The sequence below is a fragment of the Bacillus sp. MT94 genome (genome assembly GCF_058792475.1).
Map to the genome: position 1 here is coordinate 216,560 of NZ_JBXAEZ010000007.1, position 24,139 is coordinate 240,698.

At 31.4% G+C, this 24,139-nt stretch carries 16 protein-coding genes, 4 tRNA genes and 2 pseudogenes; 2 read left to right on the forward strand and 20 right to left on the reverse strand.

Features of this window, described 5'->3' with window-relative positions; all coding sequences use genetic code 11:
* From AC1Q51_RS23415 to AC1Q51_RS23440, 6 genes are all read right to left on the reverse strand, one after another.
* The gene (locus AC1Q51_RS23415) at positions 1–2,184 is read right to left on the reverse strand and encodes a hypothetical protein (protein ID WP_492331763.1); all 2,184 of its coding nucleotides are present in this window, start codon (positions 2,182–2,184) and stop codon (positions 1–3) included.
* Positions 2,185–2,202: 18 nt separating this feature from the next.
* Positions 2,203–3,432 (reverse strand): MFS transporter, encoded by a 1,230-nt coding sequence (locus AC1Q51_RS23420; protein ID WP_492331764.1) that lies wholly within the window; start codon positions 3,430–3,432, stop codon positions 2,203–2,205.
* A 20-nt stretch (positions 3,433–3,452) separates the two neighbouring features.
* On the reverse strand, positions 3,453–4,703 hold the full coding sequence (locus AC1Q51_RS23425) for a zinc metalloprotease (RefSeq protein WP_492331765.1): 1,251 nt from the start codon (positions 4,701–4,703) through the stop codon (positions 3,453–3,455).
* Complete coding sequence (locus tag AC1Q51_RS23430) at positions 4,696–6,108, reverse strand: ABC transporter substrate-binding protein (protein WP_492331766.1); 1,413 nt, start codon at positions 6,106–6,108, stop codon at positions 4,696–4,698. Before AC1Q51_RS23430 ends, AC1Q51_RS23425 begins: the two co-directional genes overlap by 8 nt.
* Complete coding sequence (locus AC1Q51_RS23435) at positions 6,105–7,223, reverse strand: ThiF family adenylyltransferase (protein ID WP_492331767.1); 1,119 nt, start codon at positions 7,221–7,223, stop codon at positions 6,105–6,107. The genes AC1Q51_RS23430 and AC1Q51_RS23435 overlap by 4 nt, the downstream gene beginning before the upstream one ends.
* Before the next feature lie 311 nt (positions 7,224–7,534).
* Positions 7,535–8,968, reverse strand: coding sequence for an ABC transporter substrate-binding protein (locus AC1Q51_RS23440; RefSeq protein ID WP_492331768.1), 1,434 nt, complete (start codon positions 8,966–8,968; stop codon positions 7,535–7,537).
* A gap of 164 nt (positions 8,969–9,132) precedes the next feature.
* Between AC1Q51_RS23440 and AC1Q51_RS23445 the strand changes: the two genes are divergently transcribed.
* A complete protein-coding gene (locus AC1Q51_RS23445; protein ID WP_492331769.1) occupies positions 9,133–10,380 on the forward strand; it encodes a helix-turn-helix domain-containing protein in 1,248 nt (415 codons plus the stop codon).
* A 231-nt stretch (positions 10,381–10,611) separates the two neighbouring features.
* Here the strand turns inward: AC1Q51_RS23445 and yhbH are convergent.
* The 11 genes and pseudogenes from yhbH to AC1Q51_RS23500 form a co-directional block, all read right to left on the reverse strand.
* Positions 10,612–11,646, reverse strand: a pseudogene (yhbH, locus tag AC1Q51_RS23450) (sporulation protein YhbH); the annotation flags it as partial.
* Positions 11,647–12,098: 452 nt separating this feature from the next.
* Positions 12,099–13,994: a PrkA family serine protein kinase gene (locus tag AC1Q51_RS23455; RefSeq protein WP_000353273.1), complete on the reverse strand. Its 1,896-nt coding sequence runs from the start codon at positions 13,992–13,994 to the stop codon at positions 12,099–12,101.
* 391 nt (positions 13,995–14,385) lie between these two features.
* Positions 14,386–16,455 (reverse strand): sensor domain-containing protein, encoded by a 2,070-nt coding sequence (locus tag AC1Q51_RS23460; RefSeq protein ID WP_492331770.1) that lies wholly within the window; start codon positions 16,453–16,455, stop codon positions 14,386–14,388.
* Positions 16,456–16,582: 127 nt separating this feature from the next.
* On the reverse strand, positions 16,583–17,071 hold the full coding sequence (gene trmL, locus AC1Q51_RS23465) for a tRNA (uridine(34)/cytosine(34)/5-carboxymethylaminomethyluridine(34)-2'-O)-methyltransferase TrmL (protein WP_000538147.1): 489 nt from the start codon (positions 17,069–17,071) through the stop codon (positions 16,583–16,585).
* A 58-nt stretch (positions 17,072–17,129) separates the two neighbouring features.
* A complete protein-coding gene (locus tag AC1Q51_RS23470; RefSeq protein ID WP_000279322.1) occupies positions 17,130–18,017 on the reverse strand; it encodes an amidase domain-containing protein in 888 nt (295 codons plus the stop codon).
* A 44-nt stretch (positions 18,018–18,061) separates the two neighbouring features.
* Positions 18,062–19,204 (reverse strand): tRNA epoxyqueuosine(34) reductase QueG, encoded by a 1,143-nt coding sequence (gene queG, locus AC1Q51_RS23475; protein WP_000345209.1) that lies wholly within the window; start codon positions 19,202–19,204, stop codon positions 18,062–18,064.
* Between the two features lie 202 nt (positions 19,205–19,406).
* Positions 19,407–19,480 (reverse strand) — tRNA-Gly (locus tag AC1Q51_RS23480).
* Between the two features lie 115 nt (positions 19,481–19,595).
* Positions 19,596–20,246, reverse strand: a complete 651-nt coding sequence (locus AC1Q51_RS23485; protein ID WP_000841308.1) for a DsbA family protein — start codon at positions 20,244–20,246, stop codon at positions 19,596–19,598.
* 187 nt (positions 20,247–20,433) lie between these two features.
* Positions 20,434–21,210 (reverse strand): transglycosylase domain-containing protein, encoded by a 777-nt coding sequence (locus AC1Q51_RS23490; RefSeq protein WP_492331771.1) that lies wholly within the window; start codon positions 21,208–21,210, stop codon positions 20,434–20,436.
* Between the two features lie 490 nt (positions 21,211–21,700).
* Entirely contained in the window at positions 21,701–22,162 is a 462-nt protein-coding gene (locus tag AC1Q51_RS23495; protein WP_000400463.1) for an NUDIX hydrolase, read from the reverse strand.
* Between the two features lie 147 nt (positions 22,163–22,309).
* On the reverse strand, positions 22,310–23,029 hold the full coding sequence (locus AC1Q51_RS23500) for a YebC/PmpR family DNA-binding transcriptional regulator (protein ID WP_000532949.1): 720 nt from the start codon (positions 23,027–23,029) through the stop codon (positions 22,310–22,312).
* Between the two features lie 352 nt (positions 23,030–23,381).
* Between AC1Q51_RS23500 and AC1Q51_RS23505 the strand changes: the two are divergent.
* Positions 23,382–23,701: pseudogene (locus AC1Q51_RS23505) on the forward strand (DUF3884 family protein).
* Between the two features lie 186 nt (positions 23,702–23,887).
* Here the strand turns inward: AC1Q51_RS23505 and AC1Q51_RS23510 are convergent.
* From AC1Q51_RS23510 to AC1Q51_RS23520, 3 genes are all read right to left on the reverse strand, one after another.
* A tRNA-Leu gene (locus AC1Q51_RS23510) sits at positions 23,888–23,969 on the reverse strand.
* Positions 23,970–23,979: 10 nt separating this feature from the next.
* A tRNA-Cys gene (locus tag AC1Q51_RS23515) sits at positions 23,980–24,050 on the reverse strand.
* Between the two features lie 14 nt (positions 24,051–24,064).
* Positions 24,065–24,139 (reverse strand) — tRNA-Gly (locus tag AC1Q51_RS23520).

Consider the following 24,139-nt stretch of genomic DNA (forward strand, 5'->3'; position numbering starts at 1 on the left):
TTAAGACTTATGAAAATAAATCGGTTTATTACCATAATAAATCTCCAAATCACTTACTGCTAATGCTTTAAAATAATAAATATGCGGCTTGATATCCCCAATAATCTGATAATTAAACGTGAAATAACTTTCTTGGTATGGGTCTAAATTAAACGCAACATAATCTTTATCTACTTTAATTTTATCACTTGCGCTCATTTGTGTTAGGCCACAATAACCATCTATCTTTTCTGATGTCTTATTTTTTATTAATAGTGTTTGTTGATAACTACCCTTATTAGGGAATTTTTGTTCACCTAATATATTCACTTCAATTTTAGGCAGCTCTGGTGAATCGTTTATGCATCCACATCTTGGGCAATACACTAAGAGTCTCCCCTCTTTAGTGGCAGCATGACTAAATAAATATTCAGTAGAGATATTATTACAAATAAAACAAAAAGGTTTATTAATCTCCTTTTGTTTTATAGTAGTCTTGTTAACGTATATTTCCGGTAAAAAAATACTTATATCAGTCGCAGCTTTCTTCATTAGCTTTTTAATCATTTGTTCCTCAATATTTTTTTTACTAAATACGTATTTTTCAGCTAATTGTTTAATTTTCAAATAACTACTAGAATCAAACTCAATGTTTCTAAAGTGCTTAGCCATAGCATCTATTAAATTATTTAACGCAGCAGTTTCATTTTCTAACTTATTCCCTAATATTATTTTTTGTAGCCCTTCATTCAATTTTTTTATTTTATCCGAATGGTCTTCAGGCGAAATATCTTTGAAATGTAATTTAATTTTAATATAATCCCTTGCAAACATTCCCCATGAATAAATATATAAAAATCTTTTCTTATCAAATTCAACAATTGAATAGTATAAAGGTAGGGTACTTGTATTTTCTAAATAACCCTTTATATTCTTACTCAAATTTGTTATATCAATACAAACTAAAGAGTTCTCTCGTACGTTACTTATTACTATTTCATAAGATTCCTCATCGCATTTCTCGACTTCGAAATAATATTCTTCTATTTTTTTTTCTATTGGATCTTTAAACCTCAATGTAGGGTTTCCAATAACTTGATAACATGGAAAATCAAAAGAAGTTTGCGACAACCACTTATTAAGAATGAAAACTGCTTCCCCCACTGTTGACCCATTATTAATTAAATTATACAAAAAGCAAATTTCTGCTTCAGGACCATGTTTTATACCTACTGAACTAATATATACAGATGCAAAATTTTCCAGGAATGTTGTGCTCAATGAAATATTAGACGGTAATAAGGATTGAATAGGTCTATAACCAAAACAAGTACTATTAACAATTAATTCAGAAGAAATATCAGCCGCTAGCATTCCTTTTTTATGAATTGGACAATTACCATTTATATCACAATCTAATTCATTATTGGCATACTTCTTAGATTTTCCGCAAATAATACTATCACTCATGAGTACACAGTCTTCTGTACCATGTGTAGAAATATAAAACGAATTCAAGAAATTATCTTTTGTCAAATTTACTACTTCTTTTAGCATTTCCGTCTCTGACGTCAATATCTTAGTACTATCTCTGTTATTCTTAACCTTTTTGCTATAACCAGGCAAACAAATTACATTATTCACAGTTTCTACTTTTGTTCTCCGCATACTAAGTAAAGTCTTCAATGTCAGCCAAGTAAGTTGTTCAAAATTTGGAATAAAAAGAAGCCCTACACTTTTCAAAGAATCTTCAGTGAAAATCAATTTGTTAATATCAGAAATTGTATTTAGATTTTCCAAGGAAGAGGCGATAATAAAAGTTCTATCTAAACTTTCATCTATATAGTTTTTTACAAAATCTAAATTTTTGTAAACTATAAAATCTTTTACATTAAAATATTCTAACAAAAATTCGGTATGTTTAGATGTTAAACATCCCTCTTTAACAAATAAAATATCTATTTGGGATTGTATTTCATATAAACAATTAGCAGAAGCTATTTCTTCTGCTAAAATAGGGAATTCTATCATTTCCTTAAATTCTTTATACTCTATAATTTTTATTTCTTCCCATTTATCTAAAATCTTTAGATTATAACCTGTAGGATCCAATAAGGGAAAGAATAATTTAGTCATTTCTCTTTTTTTTAAATTTTGAAAAACATCTTCCCATTCTTGAATACTAGTTGTTCTAATACAAAACAAATTGACCGCTCCTTCTTACTAAATTTGTTTGAATGATTTATTACATAATCCTACCATTCCTGTAAATACTAACAATCCTCCTCCTATTAAAAATACAAGATAAGCTTGAATATAATCAAAAGCCCAACCAGAAATAACAAATGTTATAGGATCTAATCCTACTACTACAAAATTAAGAAACCCGATTATTGTCCCTAAAATACTATTATCAAACGATTTTTGAACTGTTGAATATAAAAGAATATTAATAATAGTTACTAATCCACCCACAATAGCTAATATTAGAGCAATAATCCAAATAGATTTAATAATACCTATTACCCCAAATAAAATCCCAACTATAATAGTAGATAAAAAAATAGTCATCCCTATATTTTGAAATTTTACTTTTGAACATATCACAGATCCAATAATCATTCCAAATGCTATTGAAACTTCCAAAAAAGTGAACGCTCCTATTCCAACATTCATAACTTTATTGGTAATATACGGAAGACCGATAGTCAAAGGACCAAAATAACCCAAATTAAAAATTGCCATCGAGAAGAAAAGGAACAAAATAGGTTTGTTATCCTTGATATGGAAAAAACCCTGCTTCAATACGTTCTTAATAGAATTCAATTCCTTTTCTCCTTGATAAATTTTATTTTTATAATTTATCATCTTTATTAATATACTCGAAATTAACAATACCATTGCTGGAATAATAAAAGCAGACTTTACTCCTAATAAACTAACAGACAACGCTCCTAGTAATGGGCCCAATATAAAGGCTATTTGATTTGAAATCTCTCTATAAGAATTTGCTTTTTGTATATCCTCTTTTTCAATTAATTGAGGAACTAATGCATCTCTAGCTGGTGCAAATATAGCATTACTAGTACCAAATAAAAATGAAATAACAAATAACCACCATAAGTTTGTTACTTCGAAATAATTTAAAACAAATAATGCTAGTAATGTAATGGATCTAACTATATCTGAATAAAACATTAAAGATACTTTGCTAATTCTATCTGATAAAATTCCTCCTAATAGCATAAATAACATATTTGGTATAGCCCAAAATAAAAAGAGCATTCCAAGAACTTTTGAAGAACCAAAAATTTCAATTACAAACCATGACATTATAACCATATACAACCTATACCCTAATAAAGAGGTTACACTACCAATCCAAAGATACAAAAAATTTCTGTTGAAGTACCATTTTTTATTTAACTCTTTAACATCCATTAATGGTTCCATTTATTTGTAACCCTTTCCTTTTACTTAACTACACTTTTTTGCATTACACTAATCTTTTTTGCGTAATCAATTATTAAATAGATTCCCAGCCAAATTATAGGCGTAATTAGATACGCACTTGAGAAAAATTCATCCCAAAATTTCATAGAAAAAATTGATAAACTAACCATATCCATTACTGATCCCATAACATATACTGTACTAAAATATAAGTATAAAATTGATACTACTATGGAGAATACAACTCCAGTGATATAAATAGGAATATATTTTCTTATGTAAGACTTCTCATGTAGTGATAAAACCGACCATTGTTCTTTCTGATTTTCATCTAGTTTTCTAAAACCTATTCTTTGTTTAAGGTAAAGTGCTGTGCTGGAATGAATATCTGTACAGCTCCAATTATTATTGAGGACATAATACAAATCTGACTTAGTAAAAATTAAAGGTTGCGTTATAAAACTCCAGAAATTTATAATATTAACAAATCTCAAAAAATTATAAAAACCATTATTTATTTCTAAGATCCCTAAATCATTCCCTACAACCAAAGATACACCTATACTAAGCATTATACTGTTAAACGCTAAACCAGCTATGAAAATTTCATTTTTCTGTCTCTTAGAAAGAGACCATATATTAGGAATAACTGTTTCAATTACCAGGTAAATTTGTTTACGCCCAAAGCGTATTGATGCTTCTATTCCATTTGCTCGAGCAGCTATAAGGTGTCCCATCTCATGAATAAATATTAACCCCCACATACTAAAAAGGCCCAGAATTACCACTATAGTTAACGAGTCATGGAAAATAAAATCAAATATTTTAGGAAAAGAACTAGGTACCAAAATAAAGAGCGATATCCAATAAATCGTTAATACTCCATAAAAAGACCACGCATATCGATTAAATAAACCTCTTGCATATTTTGACTTAAGCCAGGAAAATTGACTTTTTATATTATTATCTTTTGTCTCTAAAATTTTTTTGTCTATTTGCTTAATAAAGCCTAATTCCGCACACTCTTCTAAAAATTCAATTAAATCAACTTTTTCTTTATATATGTCAAAAATCTCTCTCTGAGCTTCTGTAATACTAAGCTTAGCATTTAAAAAATTTATTGCATCGACAGCTATCTTCGGCACATTAATATATGTCCCTGTATCTTTTCTTCCTACAATATATTCATCTTCCTGATCATTGTATAATTTTATTACTAAATCATGAAAATGCACATCAGAATTTTCTCTTATTTTGTTTTTTTCATTCATTACTAATCACTTCCTTCTTTACCTTAATGGAGCTAAAATCAAATATTCCAAGAGGAGATATATTCAGCTCTTCTATAATACTTTGTTTTAACAAAGGTATTCTATAATGATATATAGGGATAAGAGGGATATCATTCAGAAGAATTTGTTCTGCTTTAATAAGAACTTCGTTTCTTTTCTTACCCGAAATAAATTCAGATTCTTTTAATAATTCGTCATAACTTAGATTATGGTATTGAGAAAAGTTATATTCAGAATCTAATGTATATATATTCAACATCGATATTGGATCTAAAAAGTCAGCTATCCATCCATTGAAAGCTATATCAAACTCACCTTCTCTTAACTTTTCCAGAAATTCTGCCCATTCATATTTCTCTATAATTACACTCCAATTAGTATTCCTTTCTATATCTTCCTTCAATTTCTCAGCCATTCTAACATATTGCTCAATGTTATTTACTAGAAAAATAACTGTTTGCTTTTCAGTATTCAATTTCAAATTATTATCACAAAAGTAATTCTCATCTACTTTAATATTAAATAAATGCCATGGTACAAATGATTTAGCTGGTTCAGCACTTTGCTTAGAGACCTGAGCTATTTTTTGAATATCAATGTGATTTAGGAAGCATTTTCTATTTTCTGTAATAGAAAATATTCCATTTTTACAATTGAACTGTAGAAAAAATGTTCCGAATTCTGGGTAAAAATAAACTTTTCCTTCACTCAAGTATCTTTCAAAACTTTCCGATGGTATTCCATCACTCAAATGTAATTTATCATTATCAAATTCTCTTTGAATCCATTCTTCATCACCATTGCATCCAATTGTTATTGGAGCCTTTTCTTTATCAATTGGATGCAGAGAGATTTTATTATTATCGGCATAAATCATTTTATACTTACCATTTGTGATACTTCCAGGTCTACCATTAAAATGACTAGGAGTAGGTAAGAATGGCGTAGAAGCTAACAACGTAGTAAAATATGGACAGTTATATTCTAACGTAATAATAATATTATTTTTTTCAGCAGATAATCCTATTTCATTTAAATCAATTTCTTTTTTTAGAAATTGCTCTACCCCTTTAATCACTTTAAAATAATGATAGTATGGAGAATCTGATTCAATAACTCTCTTCCACGCTTTAATAAAATCATCGGGTTGAATATATACTCCATCAGACCACTTATAATCCCCTAACCCTATAATATATTTCTTTTCTTTCTCAACAAATTTTATACTCTTAGCCATTCCTAAAACTAAATGTTTATCATCAAATTTTGTCAATCCCTCATACAGATTATGTAGTACATTAGAAGTTGATGTGTCTATTGAAAACGCTGGATCCAACACTCCAAAGCCAAAATTATTATCAAAATTCATCCTAATTTCTCTCATACAGAGGTCTCCAGATTATCAAGTACAGTAGGTATTGGTAATGTTACTTTTTCATTACAGATACACGTATCTTGCTTTTCCCATAATTCTTCAAAGGTGAAATTGAAATTTAAAAAATCAACAAACACTCTTCTCCCCGCAGACTTTAGAGGTAACCCTATACAGGAGTTTAATATTTCTGAACACACGCAATTGGCAATCATATTAATGTATGGTCCAATGGCAGCATTCTTATTATCAAATTCCATTATAGATTTAATATTTTTTTTAAAATTTTCATTTTCCACTAACTTATGATAAAAGCATTCTAAACATGGTGTCTCTCCTGGGATACTAGTAAAAAAATGTCCTTGTGTACAACCTAGTCCACCTCCTAAAAAGGGAATATTTCTGATTTGAGAAAATTGATTACACCATAAAAGAATTTTGAGAATAGGAGTATCCGCCGCACACACTAATAAATCTACATCTGTTGGAACATTTTCTATTAAATCATTTACACCATTAATTTTCATAGATACTCCTTGAATATCTATGTCCTTATTAAATGCCTTGATATTCTTAATTGCTGAATCTAATTTATTTTGCCCAACATCCTCTAACCTGTATAAAAATTGACGATTCAGATTCTTATTTTCTACTGTATCAGGTTCAATGACAAAAATATTTTTTACTCCCAAACCAGCTAACTGTAATAATAGATTACTTCCTAATCCACCTAAACCAATGATACACACTTTTAGATTATGTACTTGTTCCTGAAATTTCCGAGGTGAATTATCAATTTTAGAATAATTAAGAAAATAATTCAGATTACTTAAGTATCTATTTTGACTATCATTTTTATTATAATCGGATTCAACTTCTAGATGCCCATTTTCATTTAAACTACTAACAATTTCACATATATACTCCATATCAATTTCAGGATACTTTACCTTTAACTTTTTCATAATGTACTCAAGAGAATTTTTTCCATTTAATAATTCTAAAAAATCTCTAAAAACCCCTTCTTCATCAATAATTTCACTACTATAGCCTGGCTCATCACCTATTTGTATTTTATTATTTTCTAAAAATATTACAGGGTGTATATCTTTTACTTTTAATTTCATAATATCCTCCTATAAATTAGAATAGTAAAGAAAATATCTTATCAGAAGAGTTTATTCTCCTGATAAGATATTTTTTATTAAGTACCTGGGCGTAATTGCGGGACTGTAACTGTTTCTAGTTTTCTTACAGGAATCTTTTTCATTTTATTCACCTCCTTTTATGTATCTAGATACTTTATTAAGTACCTGGACGTAATTGTGGGACTGTAACTGTTTCTAGTTTTCTTACAGGAATCTTTTTCATTTTATTCACCTCCTTTTATGTATCTAGATATCTTATTAAGGGTATTTAATATAAAATAAAACGATAGTTATCTTTCACTTATTTTTATACTTCTATAATCAATCATACCGGTAGAAGAAATAAAGATTTCCTCTATCCTATCGGATATTAATTGCCTTAAATTATGCTCATATATAGGAATAATTGGCATTTCATCTATTAATATATCTTCTAAATTCCTATAAATTTTATTCTTCTTCTCTTCATCTGATTCTTTTCTAACTCTTTCAATTAAGTTATCATATAAAGAATTACTCCATTTTGTATAATTTGTCGGATTAGACGTAGTTAGTATTTCAAGGAAAGAATGCATATGCTGATAATCTGCAACCCATCCCCCTCTCGCTATATCAAAATCATATTTATCTAATTTTTCCAAAAACTCATCCCATTCACATACTATTAGTTCCACTTCACAATTAAGCCTATCTTTCAATATCGCTTTTATTTTTCTGAACATTTCGACGTACGCTAACTCATTGTTACATAATAATTTTATCTTCTTCCCTTTAACAAACTTTTCAAGCTTACATATTTTAACCTCACTAATATCACTTCTCGACCATTTAATTAAACTCTCTGGAATTAAAAACTTAGTTATTTTCTTTTCATCTCCACTCACTAATATTTCGCGAGATAACAATGAAGACAATTCTCTCCTTACTAATTTATTCTTCATAATAGAACTATTTGTATTAATAAATAAAAAGAAAGTACTTAAAAAAGGATATATTTTTAGATATCTTTTTAAATTCTCTCTCAAAAGTTCTTCTCCAGCTGGACCTCCATCATGAATATCTAACAGATTATTTTTTAATCTTTCTAAAATAATATTATAATCTTTAGAAAACGTGTATTTAATCTTCCTAAATAAATTCCCCTTATTATTAGATATCAATGTTAAATATTCATCATCCCAATTCTCTACAAGATATCCATTATTTGTAATAATGTTAGTTTGTTTATAATAATTTTCTTGTTTGTTTTCACCATAAAAGATACTGCTATGCACAGGTACATATGAAATATGACATATAACTTCTCTAAAATGAGGTATGCTATTTGTAAGCTTTATATTCAAGCGATTAATTGAATCATTATAAATTACGCCAGGTAAATCGTCAGCTTTGCCTTCGTACAACTCCTTAGCTCCCTGGATGTAAAAAAGCATATAACTATTAGGCAATTTATTCTTTAACACATACAGCCAAGTATGATAAAAATCAGAAGGTTTAAGTATTGTTCCATCAGACCAATATACATTCTTCAGATAGAAATTCCAACTTGTAAAATCATGACTAACATAATCTTTTTCAACAAGATCTCTTTGCAGTCCATTATTACTGATTTTATACAATCCCCTAAACAAACAGGTAGAGATATTTGTTTCATTAGTATCATTACAGTAGATAGGTAAAATATTATTAATTGATTGGGTAAAATTTAGATTTATATCCTTCACTAAGCATCACCTTTTATTTTTATAACCTTATTTTATCTGATTATTCCGAAATTGTATATTGAGAAAAAACAAGTTTCTATCCCTATATAAGCATCTTTTTTTCTCAACATTTTACATATTCTGATAAATATTGTATTATATTTTTAGAAAGGAGGCATTTTCAGTTGAATTATGGAGGAATCATTAAATACAATAGATTAAAAAAGCAGATGTCACAGAAAGAATTATCTAGCGGAATATGTTCTATACCCTACATAAGTAAAATTGAAAATAATAAGATAGAAGCTAACGATGAAATTATTCAGTTATTACTTCAAAGATTAGGTATCGAATTTGAAGATAATTTGAATGAAGAAATAAATAGTTTATTAGATGACTGGTCTCATTTATTAAACACACAAAATATAGCTGATTCAGAAACCTTATTTAGTCAACTTAGTGTATATGATCAAAAAATAAACAATCATCCTCAACTATTCATTAGGTATAATCTCTATTGTTTAAAATACTATCTATCTCTAAAAAATTTAAATGCTGCGCAAGAAATTATTGAAAAGTTAGAAATAATAAAAAAAGATCTCACAGAAAAAGAGATCATATCTTTTAACCTTTCACAAGGTATCTATCATTGTTTAAATAACTGTTTCATCGAAGGATTAGATAGTTTTCTGATTGTCCTTAAAATTTATGAATCTACAAATAGAGAAAGCCCAAAGTTATATTATTATTTAGGACTAACATACAGTCATTTATATAATATTTCTGAAGCAATCTACTATATTGAAAAGGCTATAAAAACATATAATGATTCTGCGAATTATATGAAAGTTATTGATTGCCAATTAATATTAGGAATTAATTATACTAGAATAAAAAAATATGAAAAAGCTGAACAAATCTATAAGAATATATTGCCTATAGCTAAAAATTACATTTTAGATGTTAGAAAAACAGGGAAAATACTACATAATCTAGGGTTTGTAAATTATAAAAAAGGCCAATTTGAAAAAGCTTTAGTCTTCTTCAAAAATTCTCTACTTTATAAATCTAAAAATCATGCCGATTATTCAGATACTGAATATTATATTGTAAAATCTTTATTTTTGCTAAATGAAAGAAAAGAATGTGAACTTTACATTAAAGACGCAATTCAGAAGTCTATACGGAATAATAACAAAAAGATATTCTATAAATTAAAGGTATTAGAAATACAGTTGCCACTACAAAATGATAATGATGCTATTGAACTTTTAGAAGAGGCTATTGCATATTTTTCCAAAAAAAAGGATTACAAGAATCTAGCACTATATTATGAACTTCTTGGTTCTACCTACAAGAAAAAGAAGATTTATAAGAAAGCAAGTGAATTCTACTATCAATCAATTCAACACAGAAAAAATATGGGGGAATAAAAAGTTATGAATAAAATTTTATCTTTTTTATGTATTACAGGATTAATGATGATATATTTCAACTCATTAGATAGCAGCAATCTTAATTTGGATTCAAAAAATAAAATTAATAAATTTCATGCAACTGAAGATCATCCTGATTACATTTTATATTAAAAAATTATCAATAAACGAGAGATAATGATTTCTCGTTTATTGATAATTTTTATTTTGTGTATATCTTGGCTATTTATACTGGTTCACTTCCCCATATCCAAACATATTACATTTCTTCATTAATTCTTCCACAAGCTTTACACATCTAGCATTATCTGATGTTAAATTATCACCATCTGAAAAATGGAATGGATAAATATTATAGCGATCTGGTGAATATTTATTATCGATTAGCTCGAGTGCTTTTTTGTATACGGAGGAGCAGATTGTTCCACCACTTTCTCCTTTTGAAAAGAACTCTTCTTCTGTAACGACTTTCGCTTCTGTATGATGAGCAATAAATTCAATATCAACTGTTTCATACTTTGTGCGTAAAAATCTTGTCATCCAGAAAAAGAAGCTACGTGCCATATACTTCTCCCACATTCCCATCGATCCACTCGTATCCATCATCGCTAAGACAACAGCCTTTGAATCTGGCTTTAATACTTCATTCCAAGTGCGGAACTTTAAATCTTCTTGATGAATTGGATGGAAAGATGCTTTACCACGCATCGCATTTCGTTTATATGCGGATATCATTGTTCGTTTCTTATCGATATTTCCCCATAATCCTGTTTTTCTAATGTCATTAAATTCAACATGTTCAATCCGGTTTTCATCTATTTCTTTTCTCTTTAAATTAGGCAGCTCTAACTCTCTGAAAAACGCTTGCTCTAATTCTAAAATAGAGACTTCAGCTTCATAGTAATCTTCCCCAGCTGCATCTCCTGCTCCTTGCCCTTTTCCTGGCCCTTTTTGTTTTTGACCACCTGATCCATCTCTCGCAACGACATCACCAACTTTGCTGTCACCGTTTCCTTGCCCAACATGTTTATTTTTATCATAATTGTATCTAATCTTATATTCATCTAGAGAACGAATTGGTATTTTTACAACATCCTTGCCATTAGACATAACTATACTTTCTTCTGTTACAAGGTCGGGTAAATTATTCTTAATTGCCTCTTGTACTTTTTCTTGATGGCGCTGTTGGTCGTCATATCCTTTGCGATGGAGGGACCAGTTTTCCTGTGAAATCGTATAATTTGGTTGATTTTCTTCGCCCATTCCTTTCCCTCCTTACTGTAATTGTCTTCCTGTATGAACAGCAAGCTACAAATTTTGTTCTGTAATGTGCAAGCTAGAATATTTGAAAGGTAACTGCCCATAGAAAATCATCCCATAAACATTTATAACGTTTTTCATACAATACCCCGAGCATCCTAAACAAAATTTTGCCACTCACATAATAGAAAGAAATATTCAGCCACTGATAAGAAAGAAACACAATGCATTGTTGCACACATTTTTACTTTGCAACATATTGTATTGTGTTGGCTTTTTTCGTATGAATGGTTGGTTACTCTATCATATGCATATTGTAAAAATAATTGACAATAAATTCATGAAATTGCATCTTAATTTATTACATTTGGACAAGGTATGACACTTTACACACATATGACCGGATAATAAAACGCTGTCCCGCAAAATACAAGAGACAGCGTTTTGTTATCAAACTATCGGTTTAACAAGCTACCTACATAGCGTAGTAATTCATTTGCTGAAGAAGAATTATAGCCATGCTCATCAATTAAACGCGCAACAACATCATTGATTTTCTTAAGCTGATTTTCGTCCGGTGTTTTCGTTGATGTTGTAATTTTCACTATATCTTTTAAATCAGCAAATAGTTTTTTCTGAATCGCTTCACGAAGACGTTCATGTGAATTATAATCAAAGCGTTTTCCTTTACGGGCATAAGCAGAAATGCGAATTAAAATCTCTTCACGGAATGCTTTCTTAGCATTTTCTGAAATTCCAATTTGCTCTTCAATTGAGCGCATTAATTTTTCATCTGGACTCATTTCTTCCCCTGTTAACGGATCACGTAATTTCGATTTATTGCAGTACGCCTCGACGTTATCTAAGTAATTATCCATAAGCGTCTTAGCTGATTCTTCATATGAATAAACAAACGCTTTTTGTACTTCTTTCTTCGCGATTTCATCGTATTCTTTTCTCGCTAATGAGATGAAATTCATATAACGTTCACGGTCTTCATTACTAATCGATGGATGCTGATCCAGCCCATCTTTTAAAGATCTAAGTACATCTAACGCGTTAATAGATGGTACCTCTTTTCGAATGATTGTAGACGAAATTCGGTTTATGACATAACGAGGATCAATACCCTTCATACCTTCATCTTGATATTCGCGTTGTAATTCTTCTACATCAATCGCATTATAACCTTCTACCGTTTCTCCATCATACAAACGCATCTTTTTAATTAAATCAATATCCGGACGCTTCGGATCTTTTAAACGAGTTAAAATAGTGAACATTGCTGCAACGCGAAGTGTATGTGGTGCAATGTGAACATTCGACACATCACTTTCACGAATCATTTTTTCATAAATATGTTCTTCTTCACTTACTCGTAAATTATAAGGAACTGGCATTACAATAATTCTTGAGTGTAATGCTTCATTTTTCTTATTTGCTATAAATGAGCGATACTCTGTTTCATTCGTATGTGCTACAATTAATTCATCTGCTGAAATAAGCGCAAATCTTCCCGCTTTGAAATTCCCTTCTTGCGTAAGCGATAATAAGTGCCATAAAAACTTCTCATCGCATTTTAACATCTCTTGGAACTCCATCATTCCTCGGTTTGCCTTATTTAATTCTCCATCAAATCGATACGCACGCGGATCTGATTCTGAACCATATTCTGCAATCGTAGAAAAGTCCAGACTACCTGTTAAATCTGCAATATCCTGTGATTTTGGATCAGACGGGCTAAATGTACCAATCCCTGTACGGCGATCTTCAGAGAAGAAAATACGCTCTACAACTACATCCTCAATTCTTGATCCGTATTCTTGCTCTAAACGCATGACATTTAGTGGTGATAAATTCCCTTCAATTCTAACTCCATACTCATCAAAGAAATCATCTCGTAAATGATGTGGAATTAAATGCAGTGGATCCTCATGCATTGGGCATCCTTTAATTGCAAAAATTGCTCCGCGATCTGTTCTTGAATATGTTTCTAATCCTCTTTTCAACATCGTAACTAACGTTGATTTCCCTCCACTAACAGGGCCCATTAATAATAAAATTCTTTTTCTAACATCTAATCGTTTTGCAGATGGATGAAAATATTCCTCTACAAGACGTTCTAGAGCATCCTCTAATCCAAAGAGCTGATTACTAAAGAAGTTATACTTTCTTCTACCATCAACTTCTTCAATTCCGGCATCTTTTATCATATTGTAAATGCGAGAGTGTGCTGTTTGAGCCACCCATGGTCTTTCTTTCACAAGCTCCAAATACTCCGCAAACGTACCTTCCCATTGTAAACGTTCTTCTGCTGCTCGATGCTGTTCAATCTTTTTTAGAATATCCATTATAGCTCCTCCCCCATCTCCTTGTTCAATCGGATTATTATAAAAGGTATGCTAGGATGTCCTTAAACATTCTTTAAATCAAAACGAAATATATAATAGCACGCTAAAATTCTCTCCAAAATTCAAAGAAAATTCTGTATAATATAGGTATTAACGTTTTTACACTGCTATTCATTATAAATAAATTCTTTTCTTCTAAGAACCTTACATACATTTTGGGTAATAAATAAAACTCGTGAACCGAAAAAAGTAAGGAGGATATTAGTATGAAATTATTATTAATTTTAGGTGTATCACTCACATTTCTTACAGCTATTTTTACATCCGGTTACAATGACAAACCAGGTACACATAAAAAATGATGTGCTTTTAGCACATCATTTTTTATGCATTATTTATAATACATATTTTCCATATCATATTTGGATAGTGGTCGGCTATAATAATAACCTTGTACAAGCTTCACATTCTTTTCTTTCAAAAACTGTATTTGCTCCTTTTTTTCTACTCCCTCTGCAATTACATTCAATTCTAAAGTATGAGCTAAATGAATAATTGCAGCTGTAATATTCGTATCACGTTCATCTATATGTATACCTTCCATAAAAGAACGATCAATTTTTAAAGTATCAATTGGATATGTTTTTAAGTAACTTAAAGATGAATAGCCTGTTCCAAAATCATCTAAATGAATCTTTAAATTTTGTTCTTTTAATTGTAGTAACACTCTCTTCGATATATCTTTATGTATAAGAGCTCCTTCTGTAACCTCTATCGCTAATAAATGAGCTGGTACATTGTACTTATTTAAAGCCCGTGTAATCATCTCTATTAATGTAATAGAGCGAAAGTGTCTAGCTGAAATATTAACTGCGATTGGGACCACTTCATATCCTTTATTTAACCATTCGCGCAGTTGCTGACACACTTGATTTACTACCCATTCATCGAGCTTAATAATAAATCCTGTTCTTTCTGCCAACGGAATAAATTGGTTTGGAGAAACAAATCCTAATTCCTTATTCTCCCACCTTATTAAAGCTTCCATACTAGCTATTTTTTTCGTCTCAATATTAATTTGTGGCTGATAATATAAGAAAAATTCATTTTTTTCTATAGCACGATGTAACTGGTTTTCTATTATAAACCTTTGTTCACGCTCACAGTCTAATCCACTACAATAAAAATGATAATGTCCTTTTCCTTTTTCTTTTGCTTTTTCTAAAGCAGCATCGACCCTCTGAAATAGTATTTTTTCATCTTCTCCATCTGCTGGAGCCATTACAATTCCAATTGACGCACTTAAATATACATCTTCTTCTTCGATTACAAAATATTCACTAATATTTTTCAGTATGCTTTTTGCAACTTCCTCTACACATTCTTTCGTTATATTTTCTATTAACATAACAAATTGATCATCGTGTTCTCTAAATAAGTGCATACCTTCTATTTTTAGATTGCTTAAACATTCTGTAACTTTTTGTAATACTTTATCTCCCTCTTTATGACCAAATGTATCATTAATACGATGAAACTCATCTAAATCTATAAATACAAGCGCAAAATTTATACTCTCATTTAAAAAAGTATTTAACTTATTTGCACATGAAATTCTATTCATTAATCCCGTTAACTGGTCATAGTAAGCTAAATATTCTGTTCGCATTTCGTTTAATACTTGCCTTGTAACATCTCTCGTAACAATATACACTCCAACAATTTCACCGTTCACAATAATCGGGATAGTTCTCAAAGAAATATATAGCTCGTACCCTTCTTTATGAACATATTTCTTTGAAACAATTTGTTTTGCTTTTCCTTGCATCGATCCCTTAAATATAATTTGAAAATCTTTTTCATATTCTTTATTAATAAATTCAAAAATAAGTTTATTATTTAATTCCTCATACCGGTATCCAAATATTTCATACGTTGCCGGATTTGCATATGTAACTCTCCCTATAGAATCTATAGATATAATTGAGTCATTATTATATTCCAGTAATGACTTAAATAACATTTGTTTTTCCTCTATCTCTGTCTTCTCCTCAATTTGAGCTGTAATATCTCTTGTAATACAAATAACAAATTGACATATTCCTTCTTCATCGCAGACAGGATTAAGTGAAGATTCATAATGTATCTCACCTTTTGGTAATTTGACTACATCACAAAAAGTGTGTGCTTTCGCTTCTCTCACTACTTTTTCATATTGCCTTTGCAATATCCCCGCTATATCTTTTGGTAATACTTCTGCAAAAGTTTTTCCATAGCACTCTTCGCTTAACCTAGCATAATCCATTCCTATTTTATTCACATACATATATTTAAACGTTTCATCATCAATAACTTTCAATATAAATACTAAATCTTGAATAGCATGTAATAACCCTTGTCTAATTAAATCCATATCTATCATACTTAAAAAGGTATTTTGATTACTATATTCTTCCTTCATATTTATCTCAACCCGTCTTATCTATTTTTAATCATATATCCCATTCTATATGATTATGTCCTCTCTTTTAAACGTATGATCACATATTATTTTTATTTTATAAAAAAAAGTCGCCATATGGCGACTTTTAATAAACGATTTCTAAATCTAATCCAGGATAATTTTGTTGACGGAATGCTTCATAAATTAAAATTGCTGCTGTATTAGATAAATTTAATGAACGTACTTTATCTGTCATTGGAATACGTAAACAATGATCAAAGTTTTCTTCGATTACATTAGCTGGTAAGCCGTTTGTTTCTCTTCCAAATACAAAATAGTAATCCTTCTCGCGCTTGCTATAGTCAAACGCTGTATGAGCTTTCTCGCCATACTTCGTTAAATAGAAGAATTCACCATCTTTATTTTTTTCATAAAATTCTTCAATTGAATCATAATACGTAATTTTCACGTGCTGCCAATAATCTAATCCGGCACGCTTTAACATTTTATCATCCGTTGAAAATCCAAGCGGTCTAATCAAATGTAATTCTGTTCCAGTTGCTGCACAAGTACGAGCAATATTTCCTGTATTTGCTGGAATTTCTGGCTGATATAAAACAACATGTACTCCCACGCGATATTCACCTCTGTTTTTTGTCTACTACGTATTATACCACTTGAGCGAAAAATCTCTACCCATTAATAATATGAAAGAATTTATATTTCATTTGTGGTGTATATTTACTAGAGTCTTCATAGTTCCAATAACGTCGACGACTATTCGCTGAATGTGCATTTACAAGCGGCATACCATCTGCATCTTTTGCTACTACAATCGTCGTATGATTCCATCTTCCGTCATCCTCGAAATCATAAGCAATTACATCTCCAAGAATAAGTTCTTCTGGCCTCTCTACCGCCTCTGCTCGAAGTCCTGTTGTAGCACCTGACAAATACCAATAAAAAGAATGTGCAACAGCCCAGCTCCAACTCCACTGATTCTCCCTTTGCCACCATCCTTTACGAATATTAGGATATCCGTTCATAGGTACTTCTCCAGTATGAAGACATTGAGAAATGAAATTCGTACAATTATCAGGGAAATTACGATACATAGGATTTCGGTCATCCCACCAACGCTCTGCATATTTCACTGCCTCTAAACGATTATACTGATAAGAACCGTACTTCTCTTTCGTAATTTCCCTTTCTAATGTCTCACCCATTCTAATTTCTTCTGACACTTCAATATCATAATCGCCTATAATCCGACTATTATTTAAACAAACTCTTCGTTTTAATTGTTCCTCTTCAATATAAAATAATTCTTTATGCTTAATTAAATATTTAAAATGTATTTGATAATCAATTTCTTGATGGTCATTACTATTTAATTGTCTAATGAAAGAAACATCCGCAATTGCTTTCACTATATGTGCACTACGCCTTTGAAACAATTGTTTCTTTCTCTGTGCCATTTGTAGTAAATCCTCAGCAATACCATCCACGTCTGTTCGTTTCTCTGTGATATATGCTAAAAACTGTTGTACTTGCTTTTCAATATTCATTTTTACAGCCATTTCGTTTCCCTCCCATATTACAATATGAAAAAGGGAAATATTATCTACTCTTTTTTCTGTGCTAACAATTCAAGCCCGCGATTCATTTCATGAAGTACTTCTTCATCTTTCTCACGTTCCATCGCTTTCTCAATCGCTTCGCCTACTCCATCTCCCCCAATTTTCCCAAGTGCCCATGCTGCCGTTCCGCGCAATACCGGTCTTGGGTCATCTTTCATAACACCAATTAAATCAGGAATTGCCGATGCTTCTTTAAAATGTGCTAATGCTAAAATCGCATTTCTTTGCAGTGGCTTTTTCCCTCTCCATGACCCTGACATAATCCCATATTTCTCTTTAAAATCACGATTACTAATTGTTAAAAGTGGCGTTAATAATGGTTTAACTAGCTCAGGATCCGGCTCCATCTCAGGATGATTATGAAAATCCATTCCTTTGTTTTTCGGGCAAACAGTCTGACACGTATCACATCCATATATACGATTTCCTATTTTATCGCGATATTCTTCAGGTAGGAATCCTTTCGTCTGTGTTAAAAACGCAATACACTTCTTCGAATCTAACTGTCCCCCCTGTATTAAAGCACCTGTAGGACAAATATCGATACATTTCGTACAGCCCCCGCATTGATCTTCTATCGGCTTATCTGGCGGGAATGGAACATTTGTAATCATTTCCCCTAAGTATACGTACGAACCGAATTCAGGTGTAATAATAGCACAGTTTTTCCCACTCCAGCCAATGCCTGCACGCTCTGATACAGCTCGATCACTTAATTCACCTGTATCAACCATGGACTTCACTTCTATATCTGGAAGTTTTTCAATTAAATATGCTTCTAATTTTTGCAAACGATCTCGTAAAACAAGATGATAATCTTGTCCCCAAGAAGCACGGCAAAAAATTCCACGGCGTTCTCCACGCTTACTTAATGGTGCATTTTTTAATTTTGAAGGATATGCTAAAGCAATCGCAATAATTGATTTAGCACCCGGTAATAAAAGTTGCGGATTCGTTCTCTTCTCTATATCAGGCTCTTCAAATCCAGATTGATAATTTAATTGTTGTTGCTGGATTAAGCGCTGCTTTAATTCCTCAAAAGGAGAAGCACTCGCAAAGCCTATTTTATCTATGCCAATTGTTTTACTATACGCAATTACATCTTGCTTTAATTGTTCAAAATCCACTCTTAATCGCCTCCTCAGATGAATCTATCATCCCTTATGTAACGACTTTATTGGTTAGTAATTCACTTTTGGAATACTATTATTTACTTCTATTTTCGCATGTAATTATATTTTTCAAACATTAAAAAACGCAATGCCTCGTTTATCTCGGAAACGAAACACTGCGTTGATCACAATTTATAGAAAAACATTTAATAAAATTTGGAGCGGGTGAAGAGAATCGAACTCTCGACCAGAGCTTGGAAGGCTCTTGTTTTACCACTAAACTACACCCGCAAATATGAATTACATATAAGATATTAGAATAACTTATGTAAAGTAGTATAGCATGTTAAAAAAATAGAGGCAAGAATTTTATCGAAAAAAGTCGAAAAAGTGATGAGAGACCTCATCACTTTTTCAATTCTTTATCAATGGCCTTCTTCATACTATCGAAATCAGGGTTTGCAAGATTTCCGTTTACATATACTGAAGGAGCACCTTGAACTTTTAATTTTTGAGCACGATCTGAATCTTTACGTACTTTTTCTGTAATTTCTTTACTGTGTAAATCTTTCTTAAATTGCTCTACATCAACTTTTGGAAGTTTCTCTTTCACAATGCTAAGAAGCAAATCTTCTGTAATCCATTCTTCCGTATCTTTCTTTTGATTTTGATAAATCTCATCATAGAAAATCCAGAATGAATCTTTATCTTGTTTATAAATTGCTTCACCAGCTGCTGCACCTAAATCCGAGTCTTTTCCGATAAATGGGAAGTTAATAAAATATAACTGCACTTTGCCTTTATCAATATACTCTTCTTTTAATCGAGGTAATACTGTTACATCCCAAGTACGACAAGCAGGACATTTAAAGTCTCCAAATTCAACTACCTTAACTGGAGCATCATCTTTCCCTAAAGATTGTTGCGTGGAATAAGCAAACATCTCATTCCCTTTATCTTTTTTGTCATTTATGATGCTATACGCAATTGTTCCAATTACAATCAATACTGCGATAGAAAAAACTATACCAAGAGCCATGAGTTTATTTGATTTCATATACATTCCTCTTTAAATTCATATTCTGTATACAGCATTGTACACAATACACATAATATCAACACTTATATACGTCACGCAATGAACACGCTCACATAAATTACAAAAACACAATAATTGTGACGATATTGTGTCACAATTTGTCACAATTTATTCAAAAAAAGAAGCTCCTCTGTAGAAACTTCTCTTAACTTACTGCTTTTTTACGCGCACTATTTAACATCGACTGCTCTATTTTTATATCATGACGAATTACTAATTTCTCACTAACTGCTTGAACATACTCATCATGGCTTATATAGCCTTCTTTCTCCATTAGTCTCAACACAACATTTCGTCTCTCTACTGCTTTATCATAATTTTGGGCAGGTGAGTAATAAGCAGGTGCTTTTACTACAGCAGCCATCATTGCACTTTCCGCCAACGTTAATTGGTTCACCTTTTTACCGAAGTAAAGGTTTGCTGCTTTTTCAATTCCCCATGCTCCTTCACCATAATAAATGTTACTTACATATAATTTTAAAATTTCATCCTTCGTAAATGTGCGGTCAATTTTTTTCGTATAAAAAATCTCTTTCCACTTACGAGAAAATGTACGCTCATTAGTTAAAAAAGCATTTTTAGATAGCTGCTGTGTAATCGTGCTTCCTCCTTGCACGACACCACCAGCCTTTATATTCTCAACAGAGGCCCTAATAATTGCTATATAATCTAAACCGTTATGATGATAAAATCTTTTATCTTCTGTCGCAATAAATGCATGTGTTAATGATTCTGGCACCTCTAAATTAGCCGGTACATGTAATTTACTAATGTCACTTTTCTCAATCATTACATTTCCAATGAATAATAACGTACAACTTAACAATAATAATAATATAATGGCTTTATAAAAAAGTTTAGTCATTGGATTTAATGCAACTTTTTGATGATAGTTCACCCTAGATAATACTCGTTCTTTCATCTTGAACACCTCTTTTCCACACAGCATATAACTCTTACTTTAAGAATACATTGTTGTAAAAAAATATCCCATCGATTTCTCTTACACGTACCTTACATCATTGTAAGGTATAAAGTGAAACTTTAATCAGCCCTCACCAATCACGTTCCCGGCAAATAGCAGGGTAAAAAAGTATTGTATCACAGACCTTTTTTATCTACTATTCATCTGAAATATTGAATATAGATTATAGATTATATTCAATCACGAATAACCAATAACAGAGTAAGCCTTAAGGCTATTATATTTTCACTTTATACTTTAATTATATCATCTACAAATATATGTACTTTTGAGTATCTAGTAATCTTAATGTATATAACATATACATTATACGGAACAAACGTTCTATAAATCAATACTAACACTATTATTATTTTGACCTTTTTCTTAAACAGTATACAAAAAAGAGTAGTGATTTGAATGTATCTCAAATCAGCTACTCTTTTCTTTACAATCTTCCTATTAAATTATATGGCTGTACTTCCCACGTTTCATACGGAATACAATGTGTTGCTCTCATTGCATCAAGCGTTCTGGATTTCATATGAGGACGAGTTATATACTCATCTATGTTCTCTTCATTTAAATCAACAAATTTAGCCTCTTGTATTTCTTCAGGTTGAATTTTTATTTCGCCACTCACATATGCTACTTTAAAAACAACAGCTAGAATGTGCATAGAGGCATTATAATAAACCCCGGTAATTCCGATAGGCTTCACCGTTAACCCTGTTTCCTCTTTTATTTCCCTACAGACAGCTTGATCGAGTGCTTCTCCTTCTTCTACCTGTCCTCCTGGCATTTCCCACGTATCAGCTCGCCAGTGTACCTTTGTTAATAACACTTCATTTTTCTCATTTGTTAAATAACCTGCTACGGCAACTATATGCTTTGGTGTCTTATGTTCCATACTAAGCCTCCTAGAAATAATGGTTATTTCATATATCCCTATAAGCATATTCCCTATCTACACCAAAATACCTTTAATAATTCATCACCTTAATTAACTTCATAAAAAAAGCCCCTATTCGTTAAACGAAAAGGGGCTTTCATCGTATTACTCTCCTAAGTCTACGTTGTGGTAAACTTGTTGTACATCTTCTAAATCTTCTAATGCATCAACCATTTTCTCAAATTGTACTTGAGCATCTTCAGGAAGTGTAACATCACTTTGTGCAAGCATTGTTAATTCTGCAACTGTAAATTCTTCAACACCAGCACCTTTAAGTGCAGATTGTACTGAATGGAATTGATCTGGTTCAGCATACACGATAACAGCATCTTCTTCTTCTAGAATGTCACGTGCATCTACATCTGCTTCCATTAAAATTTCAAGAACTTCATCTGATGTTTTACCTTCAAGGCCGATAACAGCTGTCGCATCAAACATGTAAGCTACAGAACCGTTTACACCCATGTTACCACTGTTTTTGCTAAATGCAGCTCGTACATCTGCTGCAGTACGGTTTACGTTATTTGTAAGTGTATCTACAATAACCATGGCTCCATTTGGTCCAAATCCTTCATAACGAAGCTCGTCATAATTTTCCTCTGAACCGCCTTTTGCTTTTTCAACTGCACGATCAATAATTGTTCTTGGTACATTGTATGTTTTCGCACGTTCTAATACGACTCTAAGCGCTTGGTTTGATTCTGGATCTGGCTCGCCTTGTTTTGCCGCCACATAAATTTCACGTCCAAATTTCGCGTATATACGGCTTGTATTTGCATCTTTTGATGCTTTTTTGTCTTTAATATTGTTCCATTTACGGCCCATACTTTCCACTCTCTTTCTCGTTTTAAATCTACATAAAAATATTAATATGAAATATAATGTGTGTTCAACACATTTTTAAAAGAAATATAAAAAGTTCATTTTTGATTCATATTACAGACATAATATAAATCACTATCATTTTGTTCTTTCGACAAGTTATATTATACATGAATTCCTAAGTTTATTACGAATTTTAGCATCACATAATATAATTTAACAAAAAAGACTCTAACATTTCTGTTAGAGTCTTTTTATATTGCTGATACCTATTTCCATAATATTCCTATAATTACTTTCTATTGTTGTATAATAAAAACAGGGAAAAATTTGAAGAAAAGATGAAGGGAGAATTATGACACATTCAAATGAAAAAAATCACATGCTTTTAAAGGAATAGGAGAAAAGTTAAACCCAACTATCTATCAAGTAAGATTCATGAAATGAGATGAACCAATCCAATTTGAGGCGTTTCCTAAATTGAAGGAATTAGGGGACTGGTTGAGTACTTCAACGCACATGTGGTCGTGCCACTCAACTATGTACAAATACAACAGAGAAAAGTTTGAAAAGAAGTTTTTAGAAATTACGAAATTAACAGCTGATCATGTACTAATATCTACTGGTGGTGTCGGATTTAACTTCATGTCACCCGGGTGGAGAAATTCTCTCTAGAGTGCTCGAAGGGCATATTATAGAATACCGCAATTAAAAGGATAAAATTGAATGTTTGTTTTTATCCTTTTAATGTTTCGCAGTTTACTCACCGTACACTTTTTGTGCTTATTTTGTCATGTAATGAAAAGAAAACACAAAAAAACTCTATACTAATTGTATAGAGTTTTTTTACGACGTTCATGATACCGATGGTCGGGGTCGAACCGACACTCCCGAAGGAACACGATTTTGAGTCGTGCGCGTCTGCCAATTCCGCCACATCGGCACAAAAGAAAAGGCGGCAACCGGATTTGAACCGGTGATAAAGGTTTTGCAGACCTCTGCCTTACCACTTGGCTATGCCGCCATATTAAATTTTATTGGAGCGGAAGACGGGATTCGAACCCGCGACCCCAACCTTGGCAAGGTTGTATTCTACCACTGAACTACTTCCGC

Bases quoted from the DNA above. Each gene is read 5' to 3' on its own strand.
- AC1Q51_RS23455 (WP_000353273.1), bottom strand. From the start codon at position 13,994: ATGGATATTCTAAAAAAGATTGAACAGCATCGAGCAGCAGAAGAACGT.
- AC1Q51_RS23485 (WP_000841308.1), bottom strand. From the start codon at position 20,246: ATGAAATCAAATAAACTCATGGCTCTTGGTATAGTTTTTTCTATCGCA.
- AC1Q51_RS23460 (WP_492331770.1), bottom strand. From the start codon at position 16,455: ATGAAGGAAGAATATAGTAATCAAAATACCTTTTTAAGTATGATAGAT.
- AC1Q51_RS23420 (WP_492331764.1), bottom strand. From the start codon at position 3,432: ATGGAACCATTAATGGATGTTAAAGAGTTAAATAAAAAATGGTACTTC.
- AC1Q51_RS23470 (WP_000279322.1), bottom strand. From the start codon at position 18,017: ATGGCTGTAAAAATGAATATTGAAAAGCAAGTACAACAGTTTTTAGCA.
- AC1Q51_RS23500 (WP_000532949.1), bottom strand. From the start codon at position 23,029: ATGGGCCGTAAATGGAACAATATTAAAGACAAAAAAGCATCAAAAGAT.
- AC1Q51_RS23495 (WP_000400463.1), bottom strand. From the start codon at position 22,162: ATGGAACATAAGACACCAAAGCATATAGTTGCCGTAGCAGGTTATTTA.
- AC1Q51_RS23435 (WP_492331767.1), bottom strand. From the start codon at position 7,223: ATGAAATTAAAAGTAAAAGATATACACCCTGTAATATTTTTAGAAAAT.
- AC1Q51_RS23430 (WP_492331766.1), bottom strand. From the start codon at position 6,108: ATGAGAGAAATTAGGATGAATTTTGATAATAATTTTGGCTTTGGAGTG.
- AC1Q51_RS23490 (WP_492331771.1), bottom strand. From the start codon at position 21,210: ATGAAAGAACGAGTATTATCTAGGGTGAACTATCATCAAAAAGTTGCA.
- AC1Q51_RS23425 (WP_492331765.1), bottom strand. From the start codon at position 4,703: ATGAATGAAAAAAACAAAATAAGAGAAAATTCTGATGTGCATTTTCAT.